This window comes from Arenimonas sp., from assembly GCF_022842045.1.
Taxonomy (GTDB): domain Bacteria; phylum Pseudomonadota; class Gammaproteobacteria; order Xanthomonadales; family Xanthomonadaceae; genus Arenimonas.
The window spans coordinates 12,148-38,853 of sequence record NZ_JALHQI010000005.1 but is presented as its reverse complement, the minus strand read 5'-3'; the positions used below and the strand labels follow the sequence as shown (position 1 = coordinate 38,853).

The 26,706-nt window shown below is 69.7% G+C and carries 24 protein-coding genes and 1 tRNA gene; 7 read left to right on the top strand and 18 right to left on the bottom strand.

The window, feature by feature from the left end; genetic code table 11:
• Positions 1-144: 144 nt before the first annotated feature.
• From alaS to Q0C12_RS02280, 5 genes are all read right to left on the bottom strand, one after another.
• The gene (alaS, locus tag Q0C12_RS02300) at positions 145-2,808 is read right to left on the bottom strand and encodes an alanine--tRNA ligase (protein WP_290885641.1); all 2,664 of its coding nucleotides are present in this window, start codon (positions 2,806-2,808) and stop codon (positions 145-147) included.
• Positions 2,809-2,975: 167 nt separating this feature from the next.
• Entirely contained in the window at positions 2,976-3,488 is a 513-nt protein-coding gene (locus Q0C12_RS02295; RefSeq protein ID WP_290885639.1) for a regulatory protein RecX, read from the bottom strand.
• A gap of 28 nt (positions 3,489-3,516) precedes the next feature.
• Positions 3,517-4,551 (bottom strand): recombinase RecA, encoded by a 1,035-nt coding sequence (gene recA, locus Q0C12_RS02290; protein WP_290885636.1) that lies wholly within the window; start codon positions 4,549-4,551, stop codon positions 3,517-3,519.
• Positions 4,552-4,733: 182 nt separating this feature from the next.
• Positions 4,734-5,390 (bottom strand): transcriptional repressor LexA, encoded by a 657-nt coding sequence (lexA, locus tag Q0C12_RS02285; RefSeq protein ID WP_290885633.1) that lies wholly within the window; start codon positions 5,388-5,390, stop codon positions 4,734-4,736.
• 56 nt (positions 5,391-5,446) lie between these two features.
• Complete coding sequence (locus Q0C12_RS02280; RefSeq protein WP_290885630.1) at positions 5,447-5,953, bottom strand: CinA family protein; 507 nt, start codon at positions 5,951-5,953, stop codon at positions 5,447-5,449.
• Positions 5,954-6,070: 117 nt separating this feature from the next.
• Here Q0C12_RS02280 and Q0C12_RS02275 point away from each other — a divergent pair, with 117 nt between their 5' ends.
• The 4 genes from Q0C12_RS02275 to Q0C12_RS02260 all read left to right on the top strand — a co-directional run bounded on the left by Q0C12_RS02275 (position 6,071) and on the right by Q0C12_RS02260 (position 11,817).
• On the top strand, positions 6,071-6,439 hold the full coding sequence (locus Q0C12_RS02275) for a BlaI/MecI/CopY family transcriptional regulator (RefSeq protein WP_290885626.1): 369 nt from the start codon (positions 6,071-6,073) through the stop codon (positions 6,437-6,439).
• The gene (locus tag Q0C12_RS02270; RefSeq protein ID WP_290885624.1) at positions 6,429-7,628 is read left to right on the top strand and encodes a TonB family protein; all 1,200 of its coding nucleotides are present in this window, start codon (positions 6,429-6,431) and stop codon (positions 7,626-7,628) included. Before Q0C12_RS02275 ends, Q0C12_RS02270 begins: the two co-directional genes overlap by 11 nt.
• Positions 7,629-7,763: 135 nt before the next feature.
• Positions 7,764-10,346, top strand: a complete 2,583-nt coding sequence (gene mutS, locus Q0C12_RS02265) for a DNA mismatch repair protein MutS (RefSeq protein ID WP_290885621.1) — start codon at positions 7,764-7,766, stop codon at positions 10,344-10,346.
• A gap of 163 nt (positions 10,347-10,509) precedes the next feature.
• On the top strand, positions 10,510-11,817 hold the full coding sequence (locus Q0C12_RS02260) for an amidohydrolase family protein (RefSeq protein WP_290885618.1): 1,308 nt from the start codon (positions 10,510-10,512) through the stop codon (positions 11,815-11,817).
• Positions 11,818-11,824: 7 nt separating this feature from the next.
• Here the strand turns inward: Q0C12_RS02260 and Q0C12_RS02255 are convergent, their stop codons facing one another.
• The 6 genes from Q0C12_RS02255 to ffh form a co-directional block, all read right to left on the bottom strand.
• Positions 11,825-12,229 (bottom strand): RNA-binding S4 domain-containing protein, encoded by a 405-nt coding sequence (locus Q0C12_RS02255; protein WP_290885616.1) that lies wholly within the window; start codon positions 12,227-12,229, stop codon positions 11,825-11,827.
• A gap of 86 nt (positions 12,230-12,315) precedes the next feature.
• Complete coding sequence (gene rplS, locus Q0C12_RS02250) at positions 12,316-12,672, bottom strand: 50S ribosomal protein L19 (RefSeq protein WP_034215033.1); 357 nt, start codon at positions 12,670-12,672, stop codon at positions 12,316-12,318.
• Positions 12,673-12,787: 115 nt separating this feature from the next.
• Positions 12,788-13,546 (bottom strand): tRNA (guanosine(37)-N1)-methyltransferase TrmD, encoded by a 759-nt coding sequence (gene trmD, locus Q0C12_RS02245; RefSeq protein ID WP_290885612.1) that lies wholly within the window; start codon positions 13,544-13,546, stop codon positions 12,788-12,790.
• A 14-nt stretch (positions 13,547-13,560) separates the two neighbouring features.
• Positions 13,561-14,067, bottom strand: a complete 507-nt coding sequence (gene rimM, locus Q0C12_RS02240) for a ribosome maturation factor RimM (RefSeq protein WP_290885609.1) — start codon at positions 14,065-14,067, stop codon at positions 13,561-13,563.
• A gap of 34 nt (positions 14,068-14,101) precedes the next feature.
• Positions 14,102-14,356 carry a 30S ribosomal protein S16 gene (gene rpsP / locus Q0C12_RS02235; RefSeq protein ID WP_290885606.1) on the bottom strand — a complete coding sequence of 85 codons (255 nt, stop codon included), beginning with the start codon at positions 14,354-14,356 and terminating at the stop codon, positions 14,102-14,104.
• 126 nt (positions 14,357-14,482) lie between these two features.
• The gene (gene ffh, locus Q0C12_RS02230) at positions 14,483-15,856 is read right to left on the bottom strand and encodes a signal recognition particle protein (RefSeq protein WP_290885603.1); all 1,374 of its coding nucleotides are present in this window, start codon (positions 15,854-15,856) and stop codon (positions 14,483-14,485) included.
• Between the two features lie 108 nt (positions 15,857-15,964).
• Between ffh and ccsA the strand changes: the two genes are divergently transcribed.
• The gene (ccsA, locus tag Q0C12_RS02225; RefSeq protein ID WP_290885600.1) at positions 15,965-16,768 is read left to right on the top strand and encodes a cytochrome c biogenesis protein CcsA; all 804 of its coding nucleotides are present in this window, start codon (positions 15,965-15,967) and stop codon (positions 16,766-16,768) included.
• Between the two features lie 200 nt (positions 16,769-16,968).
• Here the strand turns inward: ccsA and radA are convergent, their stop codons facing one another.
• Positions 16,969-18,366 carry a DNA repair protein RadA gene (gene radA, locus Q0C12_RS02220; protein ID WP_290885597.1) on the bottom strand — a complete coding sequence of 466 codons (1,398 nt, stop codon included), beginning with the start codon at positions 18,364-18,366 and terminating at the stop codon, positions 16,969-16,971.
• Positions 18,367-18,459: 93 nt separating this feature from the next.
• Positions 18,460-18,535, bottom strand: a tRNA-Thr gene (locus tag Q0C12_RS02215).
• Positions 18,536-18,770: 235 nt separating this feature from the next.
• On the opposite strand from Q0C12_RS02215, the gene Q0C12_RS02210 reads away from it, so the two are divergent.
• Complete coding sequence (locus tag Q0C12_RS02210; protein ID WP_290885594.1) at positions 18,771-19,247, top strand: PA2169 family four-helix-bundle protein; 477 nt, start codon at positions 18,771-18,773, stop codon at positions 19,245-19,247.
• 126 nt (positions 19,248-19,373) lie between these two features.
• Here the strand turns inward: Q0C12_RS02210 and ispH are convergent, their stop codons facing one another.
• The 5 genes from ispH to murJ are packed head-to-tail and all read right to left on the bottom strand — an operon-like array spanning position 19,374 to position 26,217.
• A complete protein-coding gene (gene ispH, locus Q0C12_RS02205) occupies positions 19,374-20,324 on the bottom strand; it encodes a 4-hydroxy-3-methylbut-2-enyl diphosphate reductase (RefSeq protein WP_290885591.1) in 951 nt (316 codons plus the stop codon).
• Positions 20,325-20,331: 7 nt separating this feature from the next.
• A complete protein-coding gene (gene lspA / locus Q0C12_RS02200; protein ID WP_290885718.1) occupies positions 20,332-20,844 on the bottom strand; it encodes a signal peptidase II in 513 nt (170 codons plus the stop codon).
• Positions 20,841-23,618 carry an isoleucine--tRNA ligase gene (gene ileS, locus Q0C12_RS02195; protein ID WP_290885714.1) on the bottom strand — a complete coding sequence of 926 codons (2,778 nt, stop codon included), beginning with the start codon at positions 23,616-23,618 and terminating at the stop codon, positions 20,841-20,843. Before ileS ends, lspA begins: the two co-directional genes overlap by 4 nt.
• Before the next feature lie 59 nt (positions 23,619-23,677).
• A complete protein-coding gene (locus Q0C12_RS02190) occupies positions 23,678-24,634 on the bottom strand; it encodes a bifunctional riboflavin kinase/FAD synthetase (protein ID WP_290885588.1) in 957 nt (318 codons plus the stop codon).
• A gap of 23 nt (positions 24,635-24,657) precedes the next feature.
• Positions 24,658-26,217 (bottom strand): murein biosynthesis integral membrane protein MurJ, encoded by a 1,560-nt coding sequence (gene murJ, locus Q0C12_RS02185; protein WP_290885585.1) that lies wholly within the window; start codon positions 26,215-26,217, stop codon positions 24,658-24,660.
• 152 nt (positions 26,218-26,369) lie between these two features.
• Here murJ and rpsT point away from each other — a divergent pair, with 152 nt between their 5' ends.
• Complete coding sequence (gene rpsT, locus Q0C12_RS02180) at positions 26,370-26,639, top strand: 30S ribosomal protein S20 (RefSeq protein WP_034215061.1); 270 nt, start codon at positions 26,370-26,372, stop codon at positions 26,637-26,639.
• Positions 26,640-26,706: the final 67 nt, after the last annotated feature.

The window sequence follows — 26,706 nt, the reverse complement described above, 5'->3', positions numbered from 1 at the left end:
CGCTCTCCCTCCCGATACGTCCCTGCACCGGCCCGCGCGACCCGGTTGCTGCGCGCGGTTCCCAGCCGCAAGATCGCGGCGTTTTCCGATGGTAGTGCGCTACCGGGCGGGGCGCAACGAAACGCGCCGCGCGGAAGTCCGCGCTCAGCCCAGGCGTTCGGCTACCCAGGCCGGCACGCCCTGCAGGGCCGATACCAGCGCCGGGCCGTCGGGACCGCCGCCCTGCGCCATGTCCGGGCGGCCACCGCCCTTGCCGCCGATTTGCGCGGCGACGTGGGCCAGCAGCTCGCCGGCCTTGACCTTGCCCAGCGCGGCACCCTGCACGCCGGCCACCAGCGAGGCCTTGCCACCCTCGGCCGAGGCCAGGACGATCACCGCATCACCGAGTCGCGATTTGAGCTGGTCCACGGCATCGCGCAGCGACTTGGCGTCGAGGCCCTCGAGGCGGGCCGCGACCACCCTGGTGCCGGCAACCACGGGCGCCGAAGCGGCGAGGTCGGCCGTGGCGCCGGCGGCCGCCTTGGCCTTGAGCGATTCGAGTTCGCGCTCGAGCTTCTTCTGGCGGTCGAGCAGCTGGCGCAGCTTGTCGATGACGTCGCCGGCGTTGCCGCCCAGCAGGCTGGCGGCCTCCTCCAGGCGACGCTCCTCCGCGGCGATGTGCGCCAGCGCGCCCTCGCCCGTCACCGCTTCGATGCGGCGCACGCCGGCGGCAACGCCGCCTTCGCTGAGGATCTTGAACAAGCCGATGTCGCCGGTGTGGTGCACATGCGTGCCGCCGCACAGCTCGGTGGAGAAATCACCCATGCGCAGCACCCGCACGTGTTCGCCGTACTTCTCGCCGAACAGCGCCATCGCGCCGAAATCGAGCGCCTCCTGCATGCCCATGTGGTGCACTTCGGCCTCGGCGTTGCGGCGGATCTCAGCGTTGACCATCGCCTCGATGCGGGCGAGGTCCGCGGCCGGAATGGCCTGGAAGTGCGAAAAATCGAAGCGCAGGCGGTCGGGCGCGACCAGCGAGCCCTTCTGCGTCACGTGCTCGCCCAGCACCTGGCGCAGGGCCGCATGCAGCAGGTGCGTGGCGGAATGATTGAGCACGGTGGCCTGGCGCCGCGCTTCGTCCACGCGCGCCGAGATGCGGTCGCCCACCTTCAGCGCGCCGCCTGCAAGGCGACCGAGGTGGCCATGGAACGTGCCGGAGAGCTTGAGCGTGTCGCGAACCTCGAAACGGTTGCCAACCGGATCAAGCAGCTGGCCGGCGTCACCGACCTGGCCGCCGGACTCGGCGTAGAAGGGCGTGCGGTCGAGCAGCAGCACGGCCTCCTCGCCCACCGCCAACTGCTGGACGGGCTTGCCATCGCGGACGATCGCGACGATGCGGCATCCGTCGGCGTCGAGCGAGTCATAGCCCAGGAACTCGGTGGGGCGCAGGGTGGCGATCAGATCGGTGGGCAGCGCGGTCACGCCCGCGAACTTGCTGGCGGCGCGGGCGCGGTCGCGCTGCTGCTCCATCAACGCCTCGTAGTCGGCCAGCGCGTCGTCGGCCAGGGCCCAGCCCTTGTCGACGTTCTCGCGCAACAGGTCGGCGATCAGGTCGGGCGGGCAGCCGTAGGTGTCGTGCAGCTGGAACAGCTGCTCGCCGCCGATGCGGTTGCCCGAGGCCGCCAGGTAGTCGTGCAGTCGCGCCATGCCGGCGTCGAGCGTCTGCGCGAACGCGGCTTCCTCGCCCTTCAGCGCCTGCTCGACCAGCTTCTGCTTGGCCACCAGCTCGGGATAGGCCTCGCCCATCACCTCGGCCAGCGGCTGCACCATGCGCCAGAACTTGCCTTCGGCGCTGAGTCCATCGAGCTTCCAGAAATGGCGGATGGCGCGGCGGATGATGCGGCGCAGGACGTAGCCACGGCCTTCGTTGGACGGCAGCACGCCGTCGACCACCAGGAAGCTGCAGGCGCGGATGTGGTCGGCGATCACGCGCAGCGACTTGTGCTCGAGGTCGGTGGTGCCGGTGAGTGCGGCCGCGGCCTTGATCAGGTGCTGGAACAGGTCGATCTCGTAGTTGCTGTGCACGTGCTGCAGTACCGCCGAGACGCGCTCCAGGCCCATGCCGGTGTCCACGCAGGGCGCAGGCAGCGGCACCAGGGTGCCGTCGGCCTGGCGGTCGTACTGCATGAAGACGTTGTTCCAGATCTCGATGAAGCGGTCGCCGTCCTCGTCCGGGCTGCCCGGGGGGCCGCCGGGGATGTGGTCGCCGTGGTCGTAGAAGATTTCCGAGCACGGTCCGCAGGGGCCGGTGTCGGCCATCTGCCAGAAATTGTCGCTGGCGTAGGGCGCGCCCTTGTTGTCGCCGATGCGGATGATGCGCTCGGGCGGCAGGCCGACGACCTTGTTCCAGATCTCGAAGGCTTCGTCGTCGGTGTGGTAGACCGTGACCAGCAGGCGCTCCTTGGGCAGCTTCCAAACCTCGGTGAGAAGCTCCCAGGCGTAGACGATCGCGTCGTGCTTGAAGTAATCGCCGAAGCTGAAGTTGCCCAGCATCTCGAAGAAGGTGTGGTGGCGCGCGGTGTAGCCGACCTGGTCGAGGTCGTTGTGCTTGCCGCCGGCACGGACGCAGCGCTGCGAGCTGACCGCGCGCCGATAGCTGCGCTTCTCGGCGCCCAGGAACACGTCCTTGAACTGCACCATGCCGGCATTGGTGAACAGCAGGGTCGGGTCATTGCCCGGCACGAGCGGGCTGGAGGGAACGATCTCGTGGCCCTTGGAGCGGAAGAACTCGAGGAAATCCCGGCGGATCTGGTGGCTGGTCTTGGTCATGGACGGCGTGGGGCTCTGGGAACTCGGAGGCGGGGCCGCGGCGTAACCTGCCCGCCCTGCCCTGCAGATGCGGGGCGGAGCCGGAAATCACAACCGGATGGCGTGGCCGCCAAGATTACCAGCCCCGGAGCGGGGTCCGGAGGCTTTGGCCATGCGGCCGCAGGGGTTCAGAGCTCGCCTGGCTCGTCCGGCTCACCGAAGCCACCGACGTCTCCAGCCCGGCCACGGACCGCGCCATAGGCGGCGTTCTGGTCAAAACCGCGCCGCAGCAGGAAATCCACGGCTTTCCGTCGCCGCGCCGGATCTGCGAGGTCGGCGGGCCGGAAGCGCTTGTCGATCAGCGCCCGGGCCGACCCGGCCCAGTCGGTTTCGCAGGCGTCCAGGGCCTGCACCACGGCCTCCGCCGGCAGGCCATGCCCCGCCAGTTCCTGGCGGATGCGGACGGGGCCGTAGCCCGAGTGCGCCCGATCGCGGGCGAAGGCGGTGCCGAATCGCAGGTCGTCCTGGTAGCCGAGGCCAGCCAGCTTTTCGATGGCGGCCTCCGCCTCCTCGGGGTCGGCGCCGCGCAGCCCCAGCTTGCGCCTCAGGTCACGGCGGGAGTGCTCCCGCCGGACCAGCAATTCCAGCGCCTTCTGGTAGGCGTCCGGCTTCGGACGCTCGGGGCGGTCACCGAATCCCATGCGCTCGCCCCGCGCCCCGCGTGCCGTCTCAGGCCTCGACCGGCTCGGCGTTCTCGTCGCCGATCACCAGGCCGGGCACGAACTTGTCGCGCAGCTTGCCCTCGAGGTCCTTGGCCACGGCCGGGTTGTCCTTCAGCCACTGGCGGACGTTTTCCTTGCCCTGGCCGATGCGCTCGCCGTTGTAGCTGTACCAGGCACCGGCCTTCTCGATCAGCTTGGCGTCCACGCCCATGTCGATGATTTCACCCTCGCGGCTGATGCCCTGGCCGTAGAGGATCTCGGTGACGATGACCTTGAACGGCGGCGCCATCTTGTTCTTGACCACCTTGATCTTGGTCTGGTTGCCGATGACCTCTTCGCCCTTCTTCACCGAGCCGATTCGGCGGATGTCGAGGCGCACCGAGGCGTAGAACTTCAGCGCGTTGCCACCGGTGGTCACTTCCGGGCTCTGGCCCGGCATCATGACGCCGATCTTCATGCGCAGCTGGTTGATGAAGATGACCATGCAGTTGCTGCGCTTGATGTTGCCGGTGAGCTTGCGCAGGGCCTGGCTCATCAGGCGGGCCTGCAGGCCCGGCAGCTGGTCGCCCATCTCGCCCTCGATCTCGGCGCGCGGGGTGAGCGCGGCCACGGAGTCCACCACGACCATGTCCACCGAGTTCGAGCGCACCAGCATGTCGGCGATCTCCAGCGCCTGCTCGCCGGTGTCCGGCTGGCTGACCAGCAGGTCGTCGATGTTGACGCCCAGCTTGACGGCGTAGGTGGGATCGAGCGCGTGCTCGGCGTCAATGAAGGCCGCGGTGCCGCCGGCCTTCTGGCACTCGGCGATGGCCTGCAGGGTGAGCGTGGTCTTGCCCGAGGACTCCGGGCCGTAGATTTCGATCACGCGGCCCTTGGGCAGGCCGCCGATGCCCAGCGCGATGTCGAGCATCAGCGAGCCCGTGCCGATGACTTCGGCCGGTTCGGTGCTCTTGTCGCCCATGCGCATGACCGCGCCCTTGCCGAACTGCTTTTCGATCTGGCTCAGGGCGGCGGTGAGGGCGCGCTTCTTGTTCTCGTCCATCGTCGGGTTCCTCGGGGGTTTGTTGTCAGGTGTGGCGAGGTTAGCGGGGCGGGGTCTCACGGACTGAGAACCGGCGGCTGGCCCTGAATCTGCCGGAGCGGCGGCCTCCGCGGCAGCCGCTTCCGCCTCGATGCGCTGTAGGGAAAGCGACTTCTTCGGGCCGGACTTCTTGCCACCGAAGCTCAACGGTTCGGCCTTACGAGGCCGCAGTAAAGTCCTTCGATCGCGAACTCCTGGTCGGGCTTCACCACGATGGGCGCATAGTCGGGATTGCGGGGGAGCAGGCGGATGCCATCCTTGCCAATCTTGAGCAGCTTCACGGTGATTTCCTCATCAATGCGGGCGACGACGATCTGGCCGCTGCGCGCGTCGTTGGTGCGGTGCACGCCGATCAGGTCGCCGTGCAGGATGCCTTCGTCACGCATGGAGTCGCCCTTGACCTTGAGCAGGTAGTCGGGCGCCGGCGAGAAGAAGACGCGATCGAGCAGGACCATGTCGTGGAGGCCGGCGTCGGCACCGATGGGCAGGCCGGCCGCGACCTGGCCGAGCACGGGCAGGCGAAGGAGGTCGTCCCCGGCCGCGGGGACGAGGTCCGCGGCCGGGGACGACACGTTCTGGGGCGGCGCGACCGGGGCCACCAGGCGGATGCCGCGGGCCTGCCCCGGCACGCGACGGATGGCGCCGGCCAGCTCGAGGGCCTCCAGGTGGTACTGGGCCGCGCGCACGCCCTTGAAGCCGAAGGCATGGGCGATCTCGACCTGGGACGGCGGCACGCCGTCGGCCTCAATGCGCTCGGTGATCATGGCCAGGATGGCCTGCTGGGTGTCGGTGATGTCCATTAGTAGTAATACTACTAACAATCCTCCCCGCCCTGTCAAGCACTTTTTGGCGCGGGTTAGCGGGCCAGTTCCAGCAGGCCGCGCAGCGCGGCTTCCACGGTCTGCCGGCGCACGGCTTCGCGGTCGCCGTCGAAGTGGAACAGCTCGGCCTTGGGGTAGCCGCCGCGCCGCTTCCAACCCAACCAGACGGTGCCAACGGGCTTCTCCGCGCTGCCGCCGGTGGGGCCGGCGATCCCGGTCACGGCCACCGCGATGCTGGCGCCTGAGGTGACCAGCGCGCCGGACACCATTTCCACGACGGTTTCGCGGCTGACTGCGCCGTGCTCGATCAGGGTCTCGGGCCGCACGCCCAGCAGCGCCTGCTTGGCCTCGTAGCTGTAGGCGGCCATGCCGCAATCGAACCACGCCGAGCAGCCCGGGATGTCCGTGATCATCTTGGCGATCCAGCCGCCGGTGCAGCTTTCGGCCGTGGCCAGCATCAGGTGTCGGGCCTGGAGGGCGGCGCCCACCTGCTCGGCCAGGGCGTGCAGCAGGTCGTCTTGGGGCAGCGGTCGGGAGTCCATGCGCCAAGCCTAGTCCGCGGCGCCGGAAGTGGCTACCGCTGTCGGCTGCCGCCCACCGCTTGACACATTCGTTTACATCTGTAGTCTTCAGCCAGGATTACAAACGTAGACGAGCCCATGCAGATCAGCGAAGCCGAAAGCGTCGTCATGGAAGTGCTCTGGCGCGGCAGCCCCCGCAGTTCGGAGGAAGTGATCACCGAACTGTCCCGCGACCAGGACTGGCAGGTGTCCACCATCAAGACCCTGCTGGGCCGCCTGGTGAAGAAGGGCGCAGTGAAGGCGGCGAAAGACGGCCGGCGCTTCAGCTACTCGCCGGTGCTGACCCGCGAGGCCTGGGCCCGCAGCCAGAGCAGCAACCTGCTCGAGCGCGTGTTCGACGGCCGGCTTGCGCCGCTCATCGCCCATTTCACCGAAACCCACAAGCTCTCGCCCAAGGACATCGCCGACGTGAAGCGGCTGCTGAAGGATCTCGACAATGGCAAGTGACGCCCTGATCGAACTGCTCCAGGCCAGCGTCGCCCTGACCCTTGCCCTGGCCCTGGTGCTGGCCTTGCGCCGGCCGCTGCGCCGCTGGGCCGGCGCGCGCGCGGCCTACGCATGCTGGGCAATCGCGCCGCTGGCCGTGATGGCGGTCCTGGTGCCTGCCCCGACCGGGGTATCCGCGACCATCGGCACCGTGCAGGCGGTCTCACTGTTCGCCGCGATGCCGACGACGACGCAGGCCGCGGTATCGATGGCGCCGGGCCTGCTGGGTCTCTGGCTGCTGGGTGCCGCGGCGTGGATGCTGCTCATGCTGGTCCGCCAGCGCCGCTTCCTTCGCAGCGTGACGCGCTTGCCGGGGCAGGCCCACGACGCGTCCGAATGGGCCACGCCGGCCGTCAGCGGCCTGTGGCGCCCCCGCATCGTGCTGCCCTCCGATTTCCAGTCCCGCTACACGCCGGACGAGCAGCGCCTGGTAATCGCCCACGAGCAGCTTCATATCGAGCGCGGCGACATCCCCGCGCAAGCCCTGGCCACGCTGATGCGCTGCCTCTTCTGGTTCCACCCGCTGGTGCACGTCGCGGCAGCGCGCTTCCGCTTCGACCAGGAACTCGCCTGCGATGCCGCCGTGGTGGCCCGTTTCCCGGCGGCGCGGCGCAGCTACGGCGACGCGATGCTGAAGACCCAACTGGCCGCTTTCGGCCTTCCCGTGGGCTGCCATTGGCAGTCCAGCCACCCCCTGAAGGAGAGGATCAGCATGCTCAAGCAAACCTTGCCCAGCCCGCGTCGACGCCGCATCGCCGCCGTTTTGACGCTCGCGCTGGCAGCCACCACCACCCTGGCCGCGTGGGCCGCGCAGCCGGTGGCACCGGCTGCCGGGGCCGTGCCCCTCTCCACGCTCACCGACGTGGATTCGCTGACCCCGCCGAAGTATCCCAAGGAGGCCGCCGACCAAGGCTTGGGCGGCATGGTCATGCTGGAGATCCTGGTCGGCGTGGACGGCGTGCCCAAGGAAATCAAGGTCGCCGAATCCACGCCCGCGGGCCTGTTCGACCAGCAAGCGGTGGAAGCGGCCTGGAACTGGCGCTTCAACGCCGGTCGAAATGGCGCCTCGGGCGAGAGGGTGGAGGGCTGGGTCCGCGTGCCGGTCAGCTTCAAGCCGGACGAGCCCGCCGAAGCCCGGGCCGCCGAGTAAGCGACCTCGCCGGGTTGGCCCGACGGCCAGCCCGGCGACACTCCCGTTGGCGGGGCGCGTGCCGACCGCATGCGGCACAATGCAGCAGTTCCGACGGTCGGACTTTCGCCGTCCATCCCCTGACTGCCTGCCTTCATGTCCACGCCTGATCCGAACAGCCCCGCCCACACCCCGTTGATGCGCCAGTTCTTCGCCGCCAAGGCGGAGCACCCGGACATCCTGCTGTTCTTCCGGATGGGCGATTTCTACGAGCTGTTCTACGACGATGCGCGCAAGGCCGCGCGCCTGCTCGACATCACCCTGACCCAGCGCGGCGCCTCGGCCGGTTCGCCGATCCCGATGGCCGGCGTGCCGGTGCATGCGATGGAGGGCTACCTGGCCCGCCTGGTCGCGCTGGGCGAATCGGTCGCCATCTGCGAGCAGATCGGCGATCCGGCGGCCTCGAAGGGCCTGGTCGAGCGCAAGGTCGTGCGCATCGTCACGCCCGGCACCGTCACCGACGAGGCGCTGCTGCAGGAGCGGCGCGACACGCTGCTGCTGGCGGTCTCGCGCGGCAAGCAGGGATTTGGCATCGCCTGGGCCGACCTCGCGGGCGGCCGCTTCCTGGTGTCTGAAGTAGGCACCGAGGACCAGCTCACCGCCGAACTCGCGCGACTGGATCCTGCTGAAATCCTGCTGCCAGACGAAGACGGCTGGCCGACCGCGGTCGCCACCCTGCCCGGCCTGCGCCGCCGGCCGCCCTGGGGCTTCGACGCCGACGCCTGCCGGCGCCAGCTGCTCCGCTTCTTCTCGCTGCACGACCTCACCGGCTTCGGCCTGGAGGACAAGCCGCTGGCGATCGGCGCGGCCGGCGCCCTGCTCGCCTACGTCGAGGAAACCCAGAAGCAGCGCCTGCCGCACCTGACCGCCATCGCCTTCGAGTCGGCCGACGACGGCATCGCCATCAACGCCGCCACCCGCCGCCATCTCGAGCTCGACAGCCGCACCGACGGACGCACCGAGCACACGCTGCTCGGCGTGCTCGACGCCAGCATCAGCCCGATGGGCGGCCGCCTGCTGCGCCGCTGGCTCAACCGCCCGCTGCGCGACCGCCGCGTGCTGGGCGAGCGCCACCACGCCGTCGCCACCTTCGTCGCGTCGGCGGCCGGCGACGGATTGCGCGAGCGTTTCCGCGGCCTGGGCGACGTCGAGCGCATCCTCTCGCGGGTCGCGCTGCGTTCGGCGCGGCCGCGCGACCTGTCCACGCTGCGCGACGGCCTGGGCATGCTGCCGGCGCTGCGCGCGGTGCTGGCGCCGCTGGATTCGCCGCGCCTGCAGGCGCTGGCCGCGGCGCTGGGCGAACACGCCGGCCACGCCGCCCTGCTCGCCTCGGCGATCGTCCCGCAGCCGCCAGTGCTGCTTCGAGACGGCGGCGTCATCGCCGAAGGCTTCGACGCGGAGCTCGACGAGCTGCGCACGCTGTCCACCAACGCCGACCAGTTCCTGGTCGACCTGGAAGCACGTGAGAAGGCGGCCACCGGCATCGCCACGCTGAAAGTTGGCTACAACCGCGTGCACGGCTACTTCATCGAGATCAGCAAGGGCCAGTCCGAGCGCGCGCCCACGCACTACACGCGCCGCCAGACGTTGACCGGCGCCGAGCGCTACATCACCGAAGAGCTGAAGGCCTTCGAGGACAAGGTGCTCAGCGCCCGCGAGCGCTCGCTGGCGCGCGAGAAGCTGCTTTACGAGCAGCTGCTGGACGCGCTGAACGAGCAACTGGAGTCTCTCAAGCGCTGCGCCGCCGCGCTGGCCGAGCTCGACGTGCTGGCCGCCTTCGCCGAACGCGCCCAGGCCCTGGACTGGTCACGCCCCGAACTCACCGACGCGCCCGGCCTGCGGATCGAGCGCGGCCGCCACCCGGTGGTCGAGGCGGTCCGCAGCGAACCCTTCGAGCCCAACGACCTGGTGCTGGACGAAGACCGCCGCATGCTGGTGATCACCGGCCCGAACATGGGCGGCAAGAGCACCTACATGCGCCAGAACGCGCTGATCGTGCTGCTGGCGCACGTGGGCAGCTTCGTGCCGGCGGCGCGCGCGGTGATCGGGCCGATCGACCGCATCCTCACCCGCATCGGCGCCGGCGACGACCTGGCCCGGGGCCAGTCGACCTTCATGGTCGAGATGGCCGAGACCAGCTACATCCTGCACCACGCCACCGCGAACTCGCTGGTGCTGATGGACGAGATCGGCCGCGGCACCTCCACCTACGACGGCCTGGCGCTGGCCGAAGCCTGCGCGCGCCATCTTGCGCACTCGAACCGGGCGTACACCCTGTTCGCGACCCACTATTTCGAACTGACCGCCCTGGCCGAACCCGGCAGCGGCATCGCCAACGTGCACCTGGACGCGATCGAGCACGGCGACAAACTGGTGTTCATGCACGCAGTGAAGGACGGCCCGGCCAACCGAAGCTTCGGCCTGCAGGTGGCGGCGCTGGCCGGCCTGCCGCGCACGGTGGTCGAGCAGGCGCGGCGCACGCTGGTGGAACTGGAGCAGCGCGGCGCGCCGCACGCGGTGGCGGAAATGAGCCCGGCGGCGCTGGAGTCGCCGCAGCAGTTCGGGCTGTTCGCACCGGCGCCCTCGCCGGCCCTCGAGGCGCTGGCTGCGATCGATCCCGACGAGCTGACGCCCAAGCAGGCGCTCGAGGCGCTCTACCGGCTGAAGCTTCTCCGGTGAAGGCCTGGCGCCGAGCCCGCCGCACCGGGATGCGCGCGGCGGACCAGTCGCCCGTCCGCGGCTCGCCGCCGACATCGAATCGCGACGGGCGTCGACGGCCCCGGGACGCGAGGTTTGCTAGGGTGGCCGGCGTCCGTGTCACCCCACCTTCCGGAGCGCCTGCATGACCCGCCAAACCCTTGCCCTCGCCGTCTCGCTGTTCGCCGCCTCGCTGGGGGCACAGGCGCAGACCGTTATCGTGCAGGCTGGCCAACTGCTCGATCGCCCGGGCCAGGCGCCGCGCGGCGCCGCCACGCTGTTCATCCGTGACGGCAAGGTCGAACAGGTGCGAGACGGCCACCTCGACGCCGCCGCGTTCGGCGCGCCGGCCGACGCGCGCGTGCTCGACCTGCGCCAGCATTTCGTGTTGCCGGGCCTGATCGACAGCCACGTGCACCTCACCAACGACCTCGGCGGCGTCGCAGGCCAGCTGGCCGAAGTGCAGCGCAGCCCGGCCGACAACGCGCTCGAGGCCGCCGTCAACGCCCGCAAGACGCTGCGGGCCGGCTTCACCACGGTGCGCAACCTGGGCGACGGTGACGGCGAGATCCGCGCGCTGCGCGACGCGATCTACGCCGGCAAGCTGCCCGGGCCGCGCATCCTCACCGCCAATACCTCGATCTCGGCCACCGCCGGGCATGGCGACCCGCGCCTGGGTTACCGCGCCGACCTGCACGATGCGCTCGACACCGGCGGCAACGTCTGCGACGGCGTCGAAAGCTGCCGTCGTGCGGTGCGCCGTCAAGTCGCCGAGGGCGCCGACGTGATCAAGCTGCTGATCACCGGTGGCGTGAACAGCCGCATCGGCGCCGGGCTCGGCGCGCAGATGTTCGAGGACGAGGCGCGCGCAGTGGTCGAGACTTCGCGCATGTACGGCAAGAAGGTGGCGGTGCACGCGCACGGCGCCGACGGCATCAACCTTGCCCTGCGCCTGGGCGTGGACTCGATCGAGCACGGCACGCTGCTGGACAAGGAGGGCCTGCGCCTGTTCCGCGAGAGCGGCGCGTACTACGTGCCGACCCTGTCCACGGTGAACGGCTACCGCGAGCGGCTGGCCGCGAACCCGCAGGCCTACCAGGGCGAAGTGCTCGACAAGATCCTCTGGCGCATCGACATCACCGGCAAGGCGCTGGAGCAGGCCGTGCCGGCCGGCGTGAAGATCGCCTTCGGCACCGATGCCGGCGTCAGCCTGCACGGCCGCAACGCCGACGAATTCGAGCTGATGGTGGCGCACGGCATGACGCCCGCGCAGGCGATCGTCGCGGCCACCCGCAATGCCGCCGACCTGCTGGGCCTGGGCGACCGCATCGGGAGCCTGGAACCCGGCAAGCAGGCCGACCTGATCGCGGTCTCCGGCAATCCGCTGGAGGACGTCACGGCGCTGAAGAAAGTGGACGTGGTGATGAAGGGCGGCGAGGTCCAGGCGCCCTGAGCGCGACTTACAGCGCGTCGAGGTCGCCCAGCGCCTGGATCAGCCGGCGCGCGCGCTTGTCGGGTTTCCCGGCCGGTGCGCGATAGCCGGCGTTCGCGGCGCGCCGCTCGTCCGCCAGGCGCAGGCGCGCCTCGCGCGACGCCTCGGATTCGGCGTACAGCGCTTGCGCCACCGGCGCCGGGCCACGCCGTTCGCTGAGCCCCAGCACCTGGATCTCGAACAGGTCCTCGCCGCGGCGCAGCTTCAGCTGTTCGCCGCCCTTGACCAGGCGCGAGGCCTTCGCACCCTGCCCCTGCACTTCGACCTTGCCGCCCTCGATCGCCTGCTTGGCCAGCGCGCGCGTCTTGTAGAAGCGCGCGGCCCACAGCCAGATGTCGAGCCGCACCGCAGCCAGCGTTTCCGGTTTTTCCATGCCCTGATCCTAGCGCCTCGCGGCCGTGCCGCACCAACGCAAACGGCCGCCTTTCGGCGGCCGTTCGGGGTGCAGCCAGGTGGCGATTACTCGCCCTGGTAGCCCAGGTCTTCCTTGATGCGCGCCTTCTTGCCTTCCAGGCCACGCAGGTAGTACAGCTTGCCGGCGCGGACCTTGCCGCGGCGCTTCACCGTCAGCGAGTCGATGATCGGGCTGTGGGTCTGGAACACGCGCTCGACGCCGAAGCCGTGCGAGATCTTGCGCACGGTGAAGGCGGAGTTGAGGCCGGCGTTCTTGATGGCGATGACCACGCCTTCATAGGCCTGGACGCGCTCGCGGTTGCCTTCCTTGACCTTGACGTTGACCACGACGGTGTCGCCGGGACCAAACGCGGGCAGCTTGCGCTGCGACTGCTCTTGCTCGAACTGCTGCAGGAAATTCATGGTTACACGCCTCTGATATTTATTGGATGTGCGCGCCAGAGGCCCGGTAACCGTGCTTGGCTTTGGAAAAATTAGCGCGCAAGTATAGCCCGCCAAGCCCTTGAAGGGGAAGGGGTTAGCCGCCCGCGGGGTTTTCCGCCCGCCAGCCGGCGATGAACTCGGCCAGCAGGGCCCGGTCGGCCTTGTCCAGGCGGGCCCGGGCCAGCAGGTCCGGGCGCCGCAGCCAGGTCCGGCCCAGGCTTTGCTGGCGGCGCCAGCGGGCGATGGCAGCGTGGTCGCCAGACAGCAGCACCGCCGGGACGCCCTCGGTGCCCGTGGCTTCGGACCGGGTGTAGTGCGGGCAGTCCAGCAGGCCGTCCTCGAAGCTGTCCTGGGTGGCGGAGTCGGCGTGGTTCAGGGCGCCCTCCTGCAGCCGGCCAACGGCGTCCACCAGCACCGCCGCGGCCAGTTCGCCGCCGGACAGCACGTAATCGCCGATCGACAGCTCTTCATCCACCTCGCGGGCGATGAAGCGCTCGTCCAGGCCTTCGTAGCGGCCGCAAAGCAGGACCAGGCGCGGCTCGGCGGCCAGCTGGCGCACCTTGGCCTGGGTCAGGCGCTCGCCCTGCGGGCTGAGGTAAATGACTTTCGCCGGGGCCGGATCGGCGGCGCGGGCCGCGGCCAGGCAGGTGCCCAGCGGTTCGGCCAGCATCAGCATGCCGGGGCCGCCGCCGAAAGGGCGCTGGTCCACGCGCCGATAGTTGTCGGTGGCGTAGTCGCGCGGGTTCCAGCCGTGCACGGACAGCAGGCCACGCTCCTGCGCGCGCCCGACCACGCCCAGCGCGGCGGATTCGCGGATGAAGTCGGGGAACAGCGTGACGACGTCGATGCGCACGGCGCGTCCCGGCGTCAGAAATCCGCGTCCCAATCGACCACGACCAGGCCGGCGTCGAAGTCCACGGACTTCACGTACTGGTCGATGACGAAGGGAATCAGGCGCTCGCGCTCGCCGACCGCGACCAGCACCGGGTTGGCACCGGTATCGAACAGGTGCGACACCCTGCCGAAGTCCACGCCCTCGAGGTTGCGGACCGCCAGCCCCTCCAGATCCACCCAGTAGTATTCGCCGGGCTTGGGCGCCGGCAGCTGGCTGCGCAGGACCCAGATCTCGGCGCCCTTGAGCGCCTCGGCCTGCTCGCGGTTCTCCACGCCCGGGAAGCTGGCGATGACCAGCTTGCCGGTGTCGCGGCCGCGGACGCCGGAGACCTCGCGCTCGGCATTGCCGGCGCGGAGGATCCAGGGCTGGTACCTGAAGATGGCGTCGCGGGGATCGGTCCAGGAGAGCAGCTTGAGCTCGCCCCGGACGCCGAAGTCGCCGGCGACCCTGCCCAGCAGGATGCGGCGATCGGTGCTCATGGCATCAGGCCTCGCGCGGGGCGAGGCCAGTGCCTCAGGCCGAAGCCTGGGCCGAAGCTTCCTTGAACAGCACGCGGACCTTGTCGGTCAGCTGCGCACCGTTGGAGATCCAGTGCTTGACGCGCTCGGTGTCGAGCTCGACGCGCTTTTCGTTCGGGGTGGCGATCGGGTTGTAGTAACCCAGGCGCTCGATCGAACGGCCATCGCGCTTGTTGCGCTGGTCGGTGACGATGATGTGGTAGAAGGGGCGCTTCTTGGCGCCACCGCGGGTCAGACGGATCTTGACCATGTCGATTTGCTCTGTAGTTCTGGGACAGGAAGCCCGGCCGCAACCCGGTCGGGGGAATCGCGAATTCTAACCCCTTGGCCGCCCGAAGGAAACCCCGGCGGCTGAACCGGGGTCTGGCCGGCCGATTCAGCGCCCCGGGAACCGCCCCGGGAAGCCGCCGCCCATCAGCCCCTTCATGCCCCGCAGCATGCCCTTCATGCCGCCCTGGGACAGCTTGGACATCATCTTTTCCATCTGCTGGAACTGCTTGAGCAGCTTGTTCACGTCGGCCGGGGTGGTGCCCGAGCCCTTGGCGACACGGGCCCTGCGCGAGCCATTGAGCAGGCCGGGGTTGCGCCGCTCCTTCTTGGTCATCGAGTTGATGATGGCCACCATCCGGGGGATTTCCTTGCCGGTCACCTGGGCCTTCACGTGGTCGGGGACCTGGCCCATGCCCGGCAGCTTGTCCATGAGGCCGGACAGGCCGCCCATGTTCTGCATCTGCTCGAACTGGTCCTTCATGTCGTTGAGGTCGAACTTCTTGCCCTTGGCGACCTTCTCGGCCAGCTTCTGCGCCTTGTCCTTGTCGACCTGCTGCTCGACCTGCTCCACCAGCGACAGCACGTCGCCCATGTCGAGGATGCGGCTGGCGGCGCGGTCCGGGTGGAACACGTCGAGCCCGTCGGGCTTCTCGCCGACGCCAACGAACTTGATCGGCTTGCCGGTGATGTAGCGCACGCTGAGCGCGGCGCCGCCGCGGGCGTCGCCGTCGGTTTTGGTCAGCACCACGCCGGTCAGCGGCAGCGCCTCGCTGAAGGCCTTGGCGGTGTTGGCGGCGTCCTGGCCGGTCATGGCGTCGACCACGAACAGGGTCTCGACCGGGTTCACGGCGGCGTGCAGGGCCTGGATCTCGGCCATCATCGCCGCGTCGATGGCGAGGCGGCCGGCGGTGTCGACGATCAGCACGTCCACGAAGCTCTTGCGAGCGTCGTCGATGGCGGCGCGGACGATGTCCACCGGCTTCTGGTCGGCGCTGGAGGCGAAGAACAGCACGTCCACCTGCTGGGCCAGCGTCCGCAGCTGTTCGATCGCGGCCGGACGGTAGACGTCGGCCGACACCACCATCACCTTTTTCTTCTTGCGCTCCTTGAGGTGCTTGGCGAGCTTGCCCACCGTGGTGGTCTTGCCCGCGCCCTGCAGGCCGGCCATCAGGATGATCGCGGGCGCCGGCACGTTGAGGTTCAGGTCGGCGGCGGCCGACCCCATCACCGTCGCCATCTCGTCGCGCACGACCTTGATCAAGGCCTGGCCGGGGGTCAGGCTGGTCAGCACTTCCTGACCGACCGCGCGCACCTTGATGCGCTCGATCAGGGCCGAGACCACCGGCAGCGCCACGTCGGCCTCGAGCAGGGCGATGCGGACCTCGCGAGTCGCCTCGCGAATGTTTTCCTCGGTCAGCCGGCCGCGGCCGCGAAGGCGCTGGAGGGTGCCGGACAGGCGTTGGGTGAGCGACTCGAACATGGGCTGCGGCGTCTGGCCTTGGGGGCGCGAAGTATAGCGCGGGCGCCCGGCCCGCCCTCCCAGTCGAGAATGGTTCTCACCTTCCGCGGGCTGTGCCAAACTCGGCCCATGACCGCCCTCGCCTTCGCCTTCGCCATCGTCGCGTCCGTCCTGTACCTGCTCGCCAGCCACCAACTGGCGGGCCACGCGCAGGGGCCCAACCCGACGTCCCGCCGCTGGCTGCTGCTGGCGGTACCGGCGGTGCTGGTGCACGCCGGCCTGCACATCGCGGCCTGGCGGCTGCTGGGCGGCGCCGACCTGCACTTCTTCGCGGCGCTGTCGCTGGTGGGCCTGGGCATGGCTGCGCTGACGACGGGCCTGGGGCCGGCACAGCGCATCGAGGCGCTCGGCATCATCGTGTTTCCGCTGGCCGCGGCGGTGCTGCTGGCCTACGCCGGCTTCGGCGGGGGCCTGCCGCGGCGCGACCTGGGCTGGCCGCTGCAGCTGCATGCCCTGCTGGCGCTGCTGGCCTACGCCACGCTGGCGGTGGCGACGCTGCTGGCGCTGATGCTGTGGTTCCAGGACCGCGCCCTGCGCCAGCGCCATCTTGGCGGCTGGCTCCGGGTGCTGCCGCCACTGACGCAGATGGAAACCCTGCTGTTCCGCTGCCTGGGCGTTGGTTTCGGCCTGCTAAGCCTGACCCTGCTCACCGGCGTGGTCTTCGTCGAAAACCTGTTCGCGCAGGACCTGGGGCACAAGACCGTGCTGTCGATGCTGTCGTGGGCCGTGCTCGGCGTGCTGCTGTTCGGCCGCTGGCGCTGGGGCTGGCGTGGCCCGCGCGCAGTGAAGCTGACGCTGGTGGCGATGGGGCTGCTGTTGCTGGCGTTCTTCGGCAGCAAGTTCGTGTATGAGCTGGTGCTGGGGCGGAGTTAGTGGGGAGGAGTTAGTAGGGAGGAAATAGTGAAGAGGAACTAGGAACTAGTAATGGCTTGGACGACCGGTGCAACACCAACCGCCTTTACTATTTCCTATTTCCTATTTCCTATTTCCTATTTCCTAGTTCCTAGTTCCTAGTTCCTAGTTCCTAGTTCCTAGTTCCTAGTTCCTATTCACCAGTTCCCAGCGCCAAGCGCCTAGTCCGCCGCGGCATCCAGCGCCTCCGACAGACGCTCCACGGCGATCACTTCCATGTCCTTGAACGCGCCCTTCTTCGGCGCGTTGGCCTTGGGCACGATCGCGCGCCTGAACCCGTGCGTGGCGGCTTCCTTCAGGCGCTCCTCGCCGTTGGGCACCGGACGGATCTCGCCGCTGAGGCCCACTTCGCCGAACACGACGGTCTTTTCCGCCAGCGGCCGGTCGCGCAGCGAGCTCAGCACCGCCAGCAACACCGGCAGGTCGGCGGCCGTTTCCTGCACGCGGATGCCGCCGACCACGTTGACGAAAACGTCCTGGTCACCGGTGACCACGCCGCCGTGGCGGTGCAGCACCGCCAGCAGCATGGCCAGGCGGTTCTGCTCCAGGCCCAGCGCCACGCGCCGCGGATTCGACAGCGGCGAGCTGTCGACCAGCGCCTGCACCTCGACCAGCAGCGGGCGCGTGCCTTCGCGCGTCACCATCACCGCACTGCCCGGCTGGGCCGTGCTGGAGCCGGAGAGGAAGATCGCCGACGGATTCGGCACTTCGCGCAGGCCCTTGTCGCCCATTGCGAACACGCCCAGCTCGTTCACCGCGCCGAAGCGGTTCTTGAACGCGCGCAGCACGCGGAAGCGGCTGCCCGACTCGCCCTCGAAATACAGCACGGCATCGACCATGTGCTCGAGCACGCGCGGGCCGGCGATGCCGCCTTCCTTGGTGACATGGCCGACCAGGAACACGCTGGTGCCGGTTTCCTTGGCGAAGCGCACCAGCTTGGCGGCGCTCTCGCGTACCTGGCTCACGGAGCCGGGCGCCGCGGAGAGCAGCTCGCTCCACAGGGTCTGGATGGAGTCGGCGACCAGCAGCCGCGGCGCCGGCCTGGCCGACGCGGCCTGGCCGAGGATCTTCTCGACGCAGGTCTCGGCCAGCGCATGCAGGTTCTCCAGCGGCAGGCCCAGGCGCTGGGCACGGCCTGCGACTTGCGCCAGGCTCTCCTCGCCGGTGACGTAGATCGCGGGCAGGTGGGCCGACATCAGCGCCAGCGCCTGCAGCAGCAGCGTGGACTTGCCGATGCCCGGGTCGCCGCCGACCAGCACGACCGAACCTTCCACCAGGCCGCCACCCAGCACGCGGTCGAGCTCGCCGATGGTGGTGGAGACGCGGACCTCGGCGTCCTGGCTGACGTCCTTGAGCGCCACCACGCCGGCCGACGCCGGCCGCCCGGCCCAACCCACCTGGTGCGAAGGCGCCGCACCCCCGCCCTTCCCGGCCGCGGCCGGCTCGACCACGAACTCGGTCAGGGTGTTCCAGGCGCCGCACTCCCCGCACTGGCCCTGCCATTTGCTGGAGGACGCCCCGCAATCGGTGCAGACGTAGGCGGTCTTGGCTTTGGCCATCGGGATCGGGCTCGCGGGAACGGAGCGCTAATGTAACCGGCGCCGGTCGCAAGGCATGAGAAAGAAAAAAGCCCGCGTCGGGGCGGGCTTTTCTGGTGCCGGAAACAGGAATCGAACCTGCGACCTACGCATTACGAATGCGCCGCTCTACCAACTGAGCTATTCCGGCGTAAGCCGCGGATTCTAGTCTGCGGGGCCGGGACGGTCAATTTGCCTGCCTGCCCGGGCGGGGCGCGCCGGCGCCGCTGGCCGGCCAGGGGCCGCATGGCACCGGCCCCCGGGGCGACATAACGCGAGATTCAGGCGCCCCCCGCTAGGGTCGTAACCGCTGCAAGCAAGAGCACTCGCCGCAACAAGAGATCACCTTGCAGCGTGATCACCGGCCGCTTCAAAGGAGAAATCCAATGACGACCAACAACGCCGAACTCCGCAAGGAGAAAGTCGAAACCCTGAACGAGCTCATCCAGGCGACGCGCGACAGCGCCAGGTTCTACGCCGATGCCGCCAAGGCGGTGCACAACCCCGGGCTCCGTACCCTGTTCGACCAGATGGCCGAATCCAAGCAGGGCCTCGTGGGCAGCATGTCCCGGGAAGTGAGGGCCGAGGCCGCCGAGCCCGCTGCCGACGGCAGCCTGCGCGGCAAGCTCCACCAGGTCTACTCCACCCTCCGCGCCGAGATGGCGCGCGACAACGGTGACTACGCCTACGTCAAGGAACTCGAGAAGAGCGAGGACCGACTGATGAGCGCCTTCCACGACGCCATCCAGCGCGACGACGCGCCCAAGGCGGTCAAGGAATCGCTGCTCAGCTACCTGCCCAAGGTGCAGCAGCACCACGACGCCATGCGCGATCGCAAGTGGGCGATGGAAGCCCGGCACTAGGGCATTCCCGCCGCGACGGCCCAACGCGGCCCGCTGGCGTCCACACGCAGGAAAAGAAACGGGCCCGGATTTCCGGGCCCGTTTTCTTGCGCGCGTTTGCCCTGGCCGCGGGTGCCGGCGGGCCGCTCAGTTCACCAGGCTGATGCGCAGTTCCTTTGGCAGGGCGAAGACCACGTTCTCCGGCTCACCCTCGACGTGCTCGACCTGGCCGGCGCCGAGTCCCTGGAGGCGGGCCACGACGCCCTGAACCAGCACCTCGGGGGCCGAGGCGCCGGCGGTCACGCCGACCCGGGCCACGCCCTCGACCCACGCGGGTTCGATGCCTTCGGCGCCGTCGATCAGGTAGGCGCGGGCGCCCTGCTTCTCGGCCAGCTCGCGCAGGCGGTTGGAGTTCGAGGAGTTCACCGAGCCCACCACCAGCACCACTTCGCAGCGGCCGGCCAGCAGGCGCACGGCGTCCTGGCGGTTCTGGGTGGCGTAGCAGATGTCGTCGTGCTTCGGTCCCTGGATGGCCGGGAAGCGGGCCTGCAGGGCGGCGATGATTTCCTTGGTGTCGTCCACGCTCAGCGTGGTCTGGGTGGTGTAGGCCAGGTTGCCGGGCTGCGTGGGGGCCAAGGTGGCGACGCCGGCCACGTCCTCGACCAGGTGGATGTGGTTGTCGCCGTGCTCGCGGCGCCACTGGCCCATCGTGCCCTCCACCTCCGGGTGGCCGGCGTGGCCGATCAGCACCACGTCGCGGCCGGCGCGGCAATGGCGCGCCACCTCGATGTGCACCTTGGTGACCAGCGGGCAGGTGGCGTCGAACACCTTCAGCCCGCGGCGCTCGGCCTCGGCGCGCACGGCCTGCGAGACGCCGTGGGCGCTGAAGATGACGGTGGCGCCCGCGGGCACTTCGTCCAGCTCCTCGACGAACACGGCGCCGCGCTGGCGCAGGTCCTCGACCACGAAGCGGTTGTGCACCACCTCGTGGCGCACGTAAATCGGCGCGCCCAGCGAATCGATGGCGCGCTTCACGATCTCGATGGCGCGGTCGACGCCGGCGCAGAAACCGCGGGGATTGGCCAGCAGGATGTCCATTCCGGGATTATCCCTTGCCCTGGGCCGTCGGGGGCGTGTTGAAGCTGAACAGCACCAGGCCGATCGCGCCGCCGACGATGCAGGCATCGGCCACGTTGAAGGCCGGCCAATGCGGCAGGTCGGTGAATCCCAGGTACCAGTCGATGAAATCCACCACGTAGCCGTAGCGGACGCGGTCGATGACGTTGCCGATGGCGCCGGCGATCACCAGCGCGAACGGCAGCGCCGTGCGCCAGTCACCGCGCGGGGTGCGCGCGAGCCACGCCACCAGCACGCCGCTGATCACGAGCGCCAGCGCGGTGAAGAACCAGCGCTGCCAGCCGCCAGCCTCGGACAGGAAACTGAAGGCGGCACCGTAGTTGTGCACCAGCGTCCAGTTCCAGAAGCCGTCGATGAACGGCACCGGCCTGAGGTATTCGAGCCGCGTCACCGCGATCCACTTGGTGACCTGGTCCAGCGCCAGGAGCACGGCCGACAGGCCGAGCCAGGCCAGCGCGTTCGGGCGCGGGCGGTCCATCAGAACCACCGCCGGGTTTCGCCGGCACCGTTGACGTTCTCGACGCAGCGGCCGCACAGGCCCGGGTCGTCGGCGTGGCTGCCGACGTCGGCGCGGTAGTGCCAGCAGCGCACGCACTTGGCGTGGGCCGTGGACACGGCGTGGATCCAGGCGCCCTCGCGCGGCTCCACCGGCACCGGCTTGAGGTCGAAGCGCGAAGTGATGAAGAAGAAGCGCAGTTCGTCGGCCATCGGCGCCAGCTTCTGCGCGAGCTCAAGCTCGACAAAGACCTCGACCTCGGCCTCGAGCGACGCGCCGATGGCGCCGTCGGCGCGCATCGGCTCGAGCACCTTGCTCACCGCCTCGCGCATTGCCAGCAGGCGGTCGAAGTCGGCCGGCGCCAGCGGCGCACCGGCCGGCATCGGCGCCAGCCCGTCATACCAGGTGGTGAAGAGCACGTTGCCCTCACGCCCGCCCGGCAGGTGCTGCCAGATCTCGTCGGCGGTGAAGCTCAGGAACGGCGCCACCCAGCGCGCGAAGGCCTCGGCGATGCGGAACATCGCGCTCTGCGCCGAACGGCGGCCGACGCTGTCCACCGGCATCGTGTAAAGCCGGTCCTTGGTCACGTCCAGGTAGACCGAGCCGAGGTCATTGGTGCAGTAGTTCTGCACCATCGCCACCACCGCGGCGAAGTCGTAGCGCGCGTAGGCGGCCTTGATCTCGTCCTGCAGCGCGTGGGCGCGGTGCACGGCCCACTGGTCGAGCAGCAACAGTTGGTCGTTGGGCAACAGGTGCGACGCCGGGTCGAACCCGTTGAGGTTGCCCAGCAGGAAGCGCGCGGTGTTGCGGATGCGGCGGTAGGCGTCGGCGGTGCGCTTGAGGATGTCGTCGGACACCGACATCTCGTTGCGGTAGTCGGCCGAGGCCACCCACAGGCGCAGCACGTCGGCGCCAAGCGCGTCGTTGACCTTCTGCGGCTCGACCACGTTGCCGATCGACTTCGACATCTTGCGGCCCTGCGCATCCACCGTGAAGCCGTGGGTCAGCACCTGGCGGTAAGGCGCGGCGCCGTCCATCGCGATGCCGGTCAGCAGCGAGCTCTGGAACCAGCCGCGGTGCTGGTCGGAGCCCTCGAGGTAGAGGTCCGCCGGCTTGCGCAGGCCATCGCCTTCGCGCGCCGCCAGCACGCCCTCGTGGGTGACACCCGAATCGAACCAGACGTCCAGGATGTCGGTGACCTTGAAGTAGTCGTCGGCCTCGGCGCCCAGGAACTCCGCGGCATCGAGCGCGAACCAGGCGTCGGTGCCGTGCTGCTGCACCCGGTCGGCGACCAGGCGCATGAACTCGATCGAGCGCGGATGCGGTTCGCCGCTGACCTTGTGCACGAACAGCGCGATCGGCACGCCCCAGGTGCGCTGGCGGCTGATGCACCAGTCCGGGCGGCCTTCGATCATGCCGGCGATGCGTGCCTCGCCCCACTCCGGCACCCAGCCCACCTGCTTGATCGCGGCCATCGCGTCGCGGCGCAGGTTGGCCTGCTCCATCGAGATGAACCACTGCGGCGTGGCGCGGAACGCCACCGGCGACTTGTGGCGCCAGCAGTGCGGGTAGCTGTGCTCGAGCTTGCCCGAGGCCAGCAGCACGCCGCGCTCGGCCAGCAGCGCGGTGATGCTGTCATTGGCCTTCCAGATGAACTGGCCGGCGAACAGCGGCGTGCCCGGCAGGTACACGCCGTTGCCGCCGAGCGGATTGATCTCGGCCGGCGAGTACTTCTCCAGCAGGCCGTACCTCACGCCCACCACGAAGTCTTCCTGGCCGTGGCCGGGCGCGGTGTGCACGGCGCCGGTGCCGGCGTCGGTGGTGACGTGCTCGCCGAGGATCAGCGGGATCTCGCGCTCGTAGAACGGATGCCGGAGGCGAAGGTTCTCCAGCGCGGCGCCGGTGGCGCGGCCCAGCACCACGACGGTGTCGATGCCGTAGCGCTTGAGCGCAGCCTCGGCCAGCGCCTCGGCCAGCACCAGGCACTGGCGGCGGCCGGCGCGCGCCGGGCCCTCGACCAGCACGTAGTCGATCTCCGCGCCCAGCGTGACGGCGATGCTCGCCGGCAGCGTCCAGGGCGTGGTGGTCCAGATCGGCACACCGACGATGGCGTCGCCGGCCTCCACGCCGAACTTCGCCGCCAGGGCCTGCGGATCGATCGCGTCATACGCCACGTCCACCATCGGCGACACCTTGTCGGCGTACTCGATCTCGGCCTCGGCCAGGGCCGAGCCGCAATCAAAGCACCAGTGCACCGGCTTCACGCCGCGGCTGAGGTGCCCGCGCTCGATGATCTTCGCCAGCGCGCGCAGCATGTCCGCCTCGAAGGCGAAGTCCATGGTGCGGTACGGATGGTCCCAGTCACCCAGGATGCCCAGGCGCTGGAAATCCTTGGACTGCCCGGCGATCTGCTCGGCGGCGTACTCGCGGCACTTGGCGCGGAAGGCGCCGGCGTCGAGCTTGTCGCCGACCTTGCCGTGCTTCTTCTCCACCACCAGTTCGATCGGCAGGCCGTGGCAGTCCCAGCCCGGCACGTAGGGCGCGTCGAAGCCCGAGAGCAGCTTCGACTTCACCACCATGTCCTTGAGGACCTTGTTCACCACATGGCCGATGTGGATCGAACCGTTGGCATACGGCGGGCCGTCGTGGAGCACGAACAGCGGCCGGCCCTTGGCTTTGGCCCGCACCTGCGCGTACAGGCCCTGCTGCTGCCAGCCGGCCAGCATCGCGGGCTCGCGCTTGGGCAAGTCGCCGCGCATCGGGAACGCCGTCTCCGGCAGGCTGATGGTGTGCTTGTAGTCCTTGCCGCCGTTCTCGGTCACGCCAACGCTCCGCTTTCCTGCATGTCGTGGCGCAAAACGCGCCGGGCTTGCGCCGAGTCCCGATCCATCTGCCGGACCAGGGCGGGCAAGTCGTTGAATTTTTCCTCGTCGCGCAGCTTGGCGACGAACTCCACCTCAAGCCGGCGCCCGTACAGGTCGCCCTCGAAGTCGAACACATGCGCCTCGAGCAGCGGCTCCACGCCCTGCACCGTCGGCCGCGTGCCCAGGCTCGAGACGCTGGCCATCGGCGCGGGGCCGATACCGTGCACCCACGTGGCGTAAATGCCCGACAGCGCAGGGCGCTTGCCGGCGAAGCGGATATTGGCCGTGGGATAGCCCAGCGTGCGGCCCAACTGCTTGCCGCGCACCACTTTTCCGCTGATCGCATAACGCCGGCCCAGCTCGCGCGCGGCGCCCTCGAGGTCGCCCGAGGCCAACTGCTGGCGCAGCGCGGTGCTGGAGACGCGTTCGCCTCCCGCGACCACCGGGGCGATCGAGTCGGCGGTGAAACCGTGGGTCGCGCCCAGGACCTTCAGCAGCGCCAAGTCGCCGGTGCGGCGGTGGCCGAAGCGGAATTCGGGCCCGACCCAGACTTCCCGCGCGGACAACCGTTCCACCAGGACGCGGTGCACGAAATCCTCGGGCGCCATCGCCGCCATCGCCGCGTTGAAGCGCAGCAGCCCCACCACGTCCATGCCGAGGTCGCGCAGGCCCTCGAACTTGGCGCGCGGCAGTGACAGCCGCGGCGGCGCCTGGTCGCGCCCGAAGACTTCGCGCGGCAGCGGCTCGAAGCTCAGCGCCACGGCCGCCAGCCCGGCGGCGCGCGCACGGGTGCGCACGTGGCCGACCAGCGCCCGATGCCCCAGGTGGAGGCCGTCGAAGGCGCCGATGCAAACCACGCTGCCCTGCGGGCAAAGTGATTCGCCCTCGACGTCCCGGAACAGCCTGCTCATGCCCGAATTATAGCCAGCTGCGGTCACGGCCCGCGCAGCTGCCGCGGCCGCCAGCCGCTGGCAAGCAGGCCCAGGCCGTACGCGGCGGCGCCCGCGGCCACCACGCCCAGCATCAGCAGCCAGCGCAGCTCGCCCGACCAGGCCCGCCAGTCGCCCACCGCATGGTTGGCGGCCAGCACGGCCGCCGCCAGCGCCAGGCTGGCCACGGCGATCCGGACCAGGTGCCGCCCCCAGCCGGGCGACAGGCTGAAGCTGGCCTGGCGGCGCAGCGCCCGCCACAGCAGCCAGGCGTTCGCCAACCCCGCCAGGCCGGTCGCCAGGGCGATGCCGGCGTGGGCGCCCGGCACCTTCCAAAGCCACAGCGGCGTCACCAGTGCCGCCGTCAGTGCCACGTTGATCAGCACCGTGCGGATCGCCGCCTTCATCGGCGTGCGGGTGTCCTGCCGGGCGTAGAAGGCCGACAGCAGCACCTTGCTGGCCATGAAGCCAGGGATGCCGAGGCTCATCGCCATCAGGCTCAGCGCGGTCATGCGGCTGTCGGCGGCACTGAACTCGCCGCGCTCGAAGATGGTGGCCGAGAGCGGCTCGGCCAGCAGGGCCAGGCCCAGCGCCGCGGGGATGGCCAGCAGGAGCACCGTGCGCAGGCCCCAGTCGAGCGCGGAGGCATAGCCCTCGGCATCGGCATCGGCACTGCGGCGCGAGAGGTGCGGCAGGATCACGGTGGCCAGCGCGACGCCGAACAGCCCCAGCGGGAACTCGATCAGGCGATCCGAGTAGTAGAGCCAGCTCTGGCTGCCGTCCACCAGCAACGAGGCGAACACGGTGCCGACGATCAGGTTGAGCTGGGCCACCGAGGACGAAAACAGCGTCGGCAGCATCAGGCGGCCCACCTTTCGCACGCCCGGGTGCTTGAGCTTCAGGCGCAGCCGTGGCCGCAGCCCCAGCCGGCCCATCGCCGGCCACAGCAGCACCAGCTGCAGCACGCCCGCGGCCAGCACGCCCCAGGCCAGGGCGGTGATCGGGGTCTCAAGCCGGGGCGACAGCCAGATCATCGCGGCGATCACGGCCAGGTTATGCAGCACCGGCGTCACGGCTGGCAGCGCGAAGCGCTGGAAGGAGTTCAGCACAGCGCCGGCCAGCGCCGTCATCGACACCAGGGCCAGGTAGGGGAAGACGATGCGCAGCAGGTCGGCCGTGAGCTGGAATTTGGCCGGGTCGTCCAGGCTGCCCGGGGCAATGGTGGCCACCACCAGCGGGGCCGCCAGCATGCCCAGGCCGCTGACCACCAGCACCGCCGCACACAGGGCGCCGGCGACATGGTCCAGGAAGTCCTTCAGGGCCGCCGGGTCGTTCTTCTGGCGCAGCTCGGACAGCACCGGCACGAAGGCCGAGGCGAAGCTGCCCTCGGCGAAGATGCGGCGCAGGTAGTTGGGGATGCGGTAGGCGACCGCGAAGGCGTCGACGATGCCGCCGGCGCCGAACAGCTGGGCCTGGACCACGTCCCGGACGAAGCCGGCGATCCGGGACAGCAGGGTCATGGCGCTGAACACCGCCGTGGACCGCAGCAGGCCACCCCGGCTCATGCCCTGCCTCCGGCCGGCGCCAGGGGTAATTGACTCAAGCTACTGAATCCCCCATAATTTCGGGTCTTTCCAGCTCCACCCCCGCCGGCACCCCAAATTTCCCGCCGGTTTCCAACGACCCGGCTAACAACCCTCGATTTCAGGAGCCCTCCGTGGCCAACATCAAGTCCGCCAAGAAGCGCGCCAAGCAGACCGTCGTCCGCAACGCCCGCAATGCCAGCCAGCGCTCCATGCTGCGCACCGCCGTGAAGAAGGTCATCAAGGCCCTGGAAGCCAAGGACGCCGCCGGCGCCGAAGCCGCCTTCGCGACCGCCCAGCCGATCCTGGACCGCTACTCGGCCCGTGGCCTGATCCACCGCAACAAGGCGGCCCGCCACAAGAGCCGCATCAGCGCCCACATCAAGGCCCTGAAGCAGGCCTGATCCCGCGGCGCCCCCGGGCGCCCGGCCGATCGGCGAGAAAAGGCCGGCGAAAGCCGGCCTTTTTGCT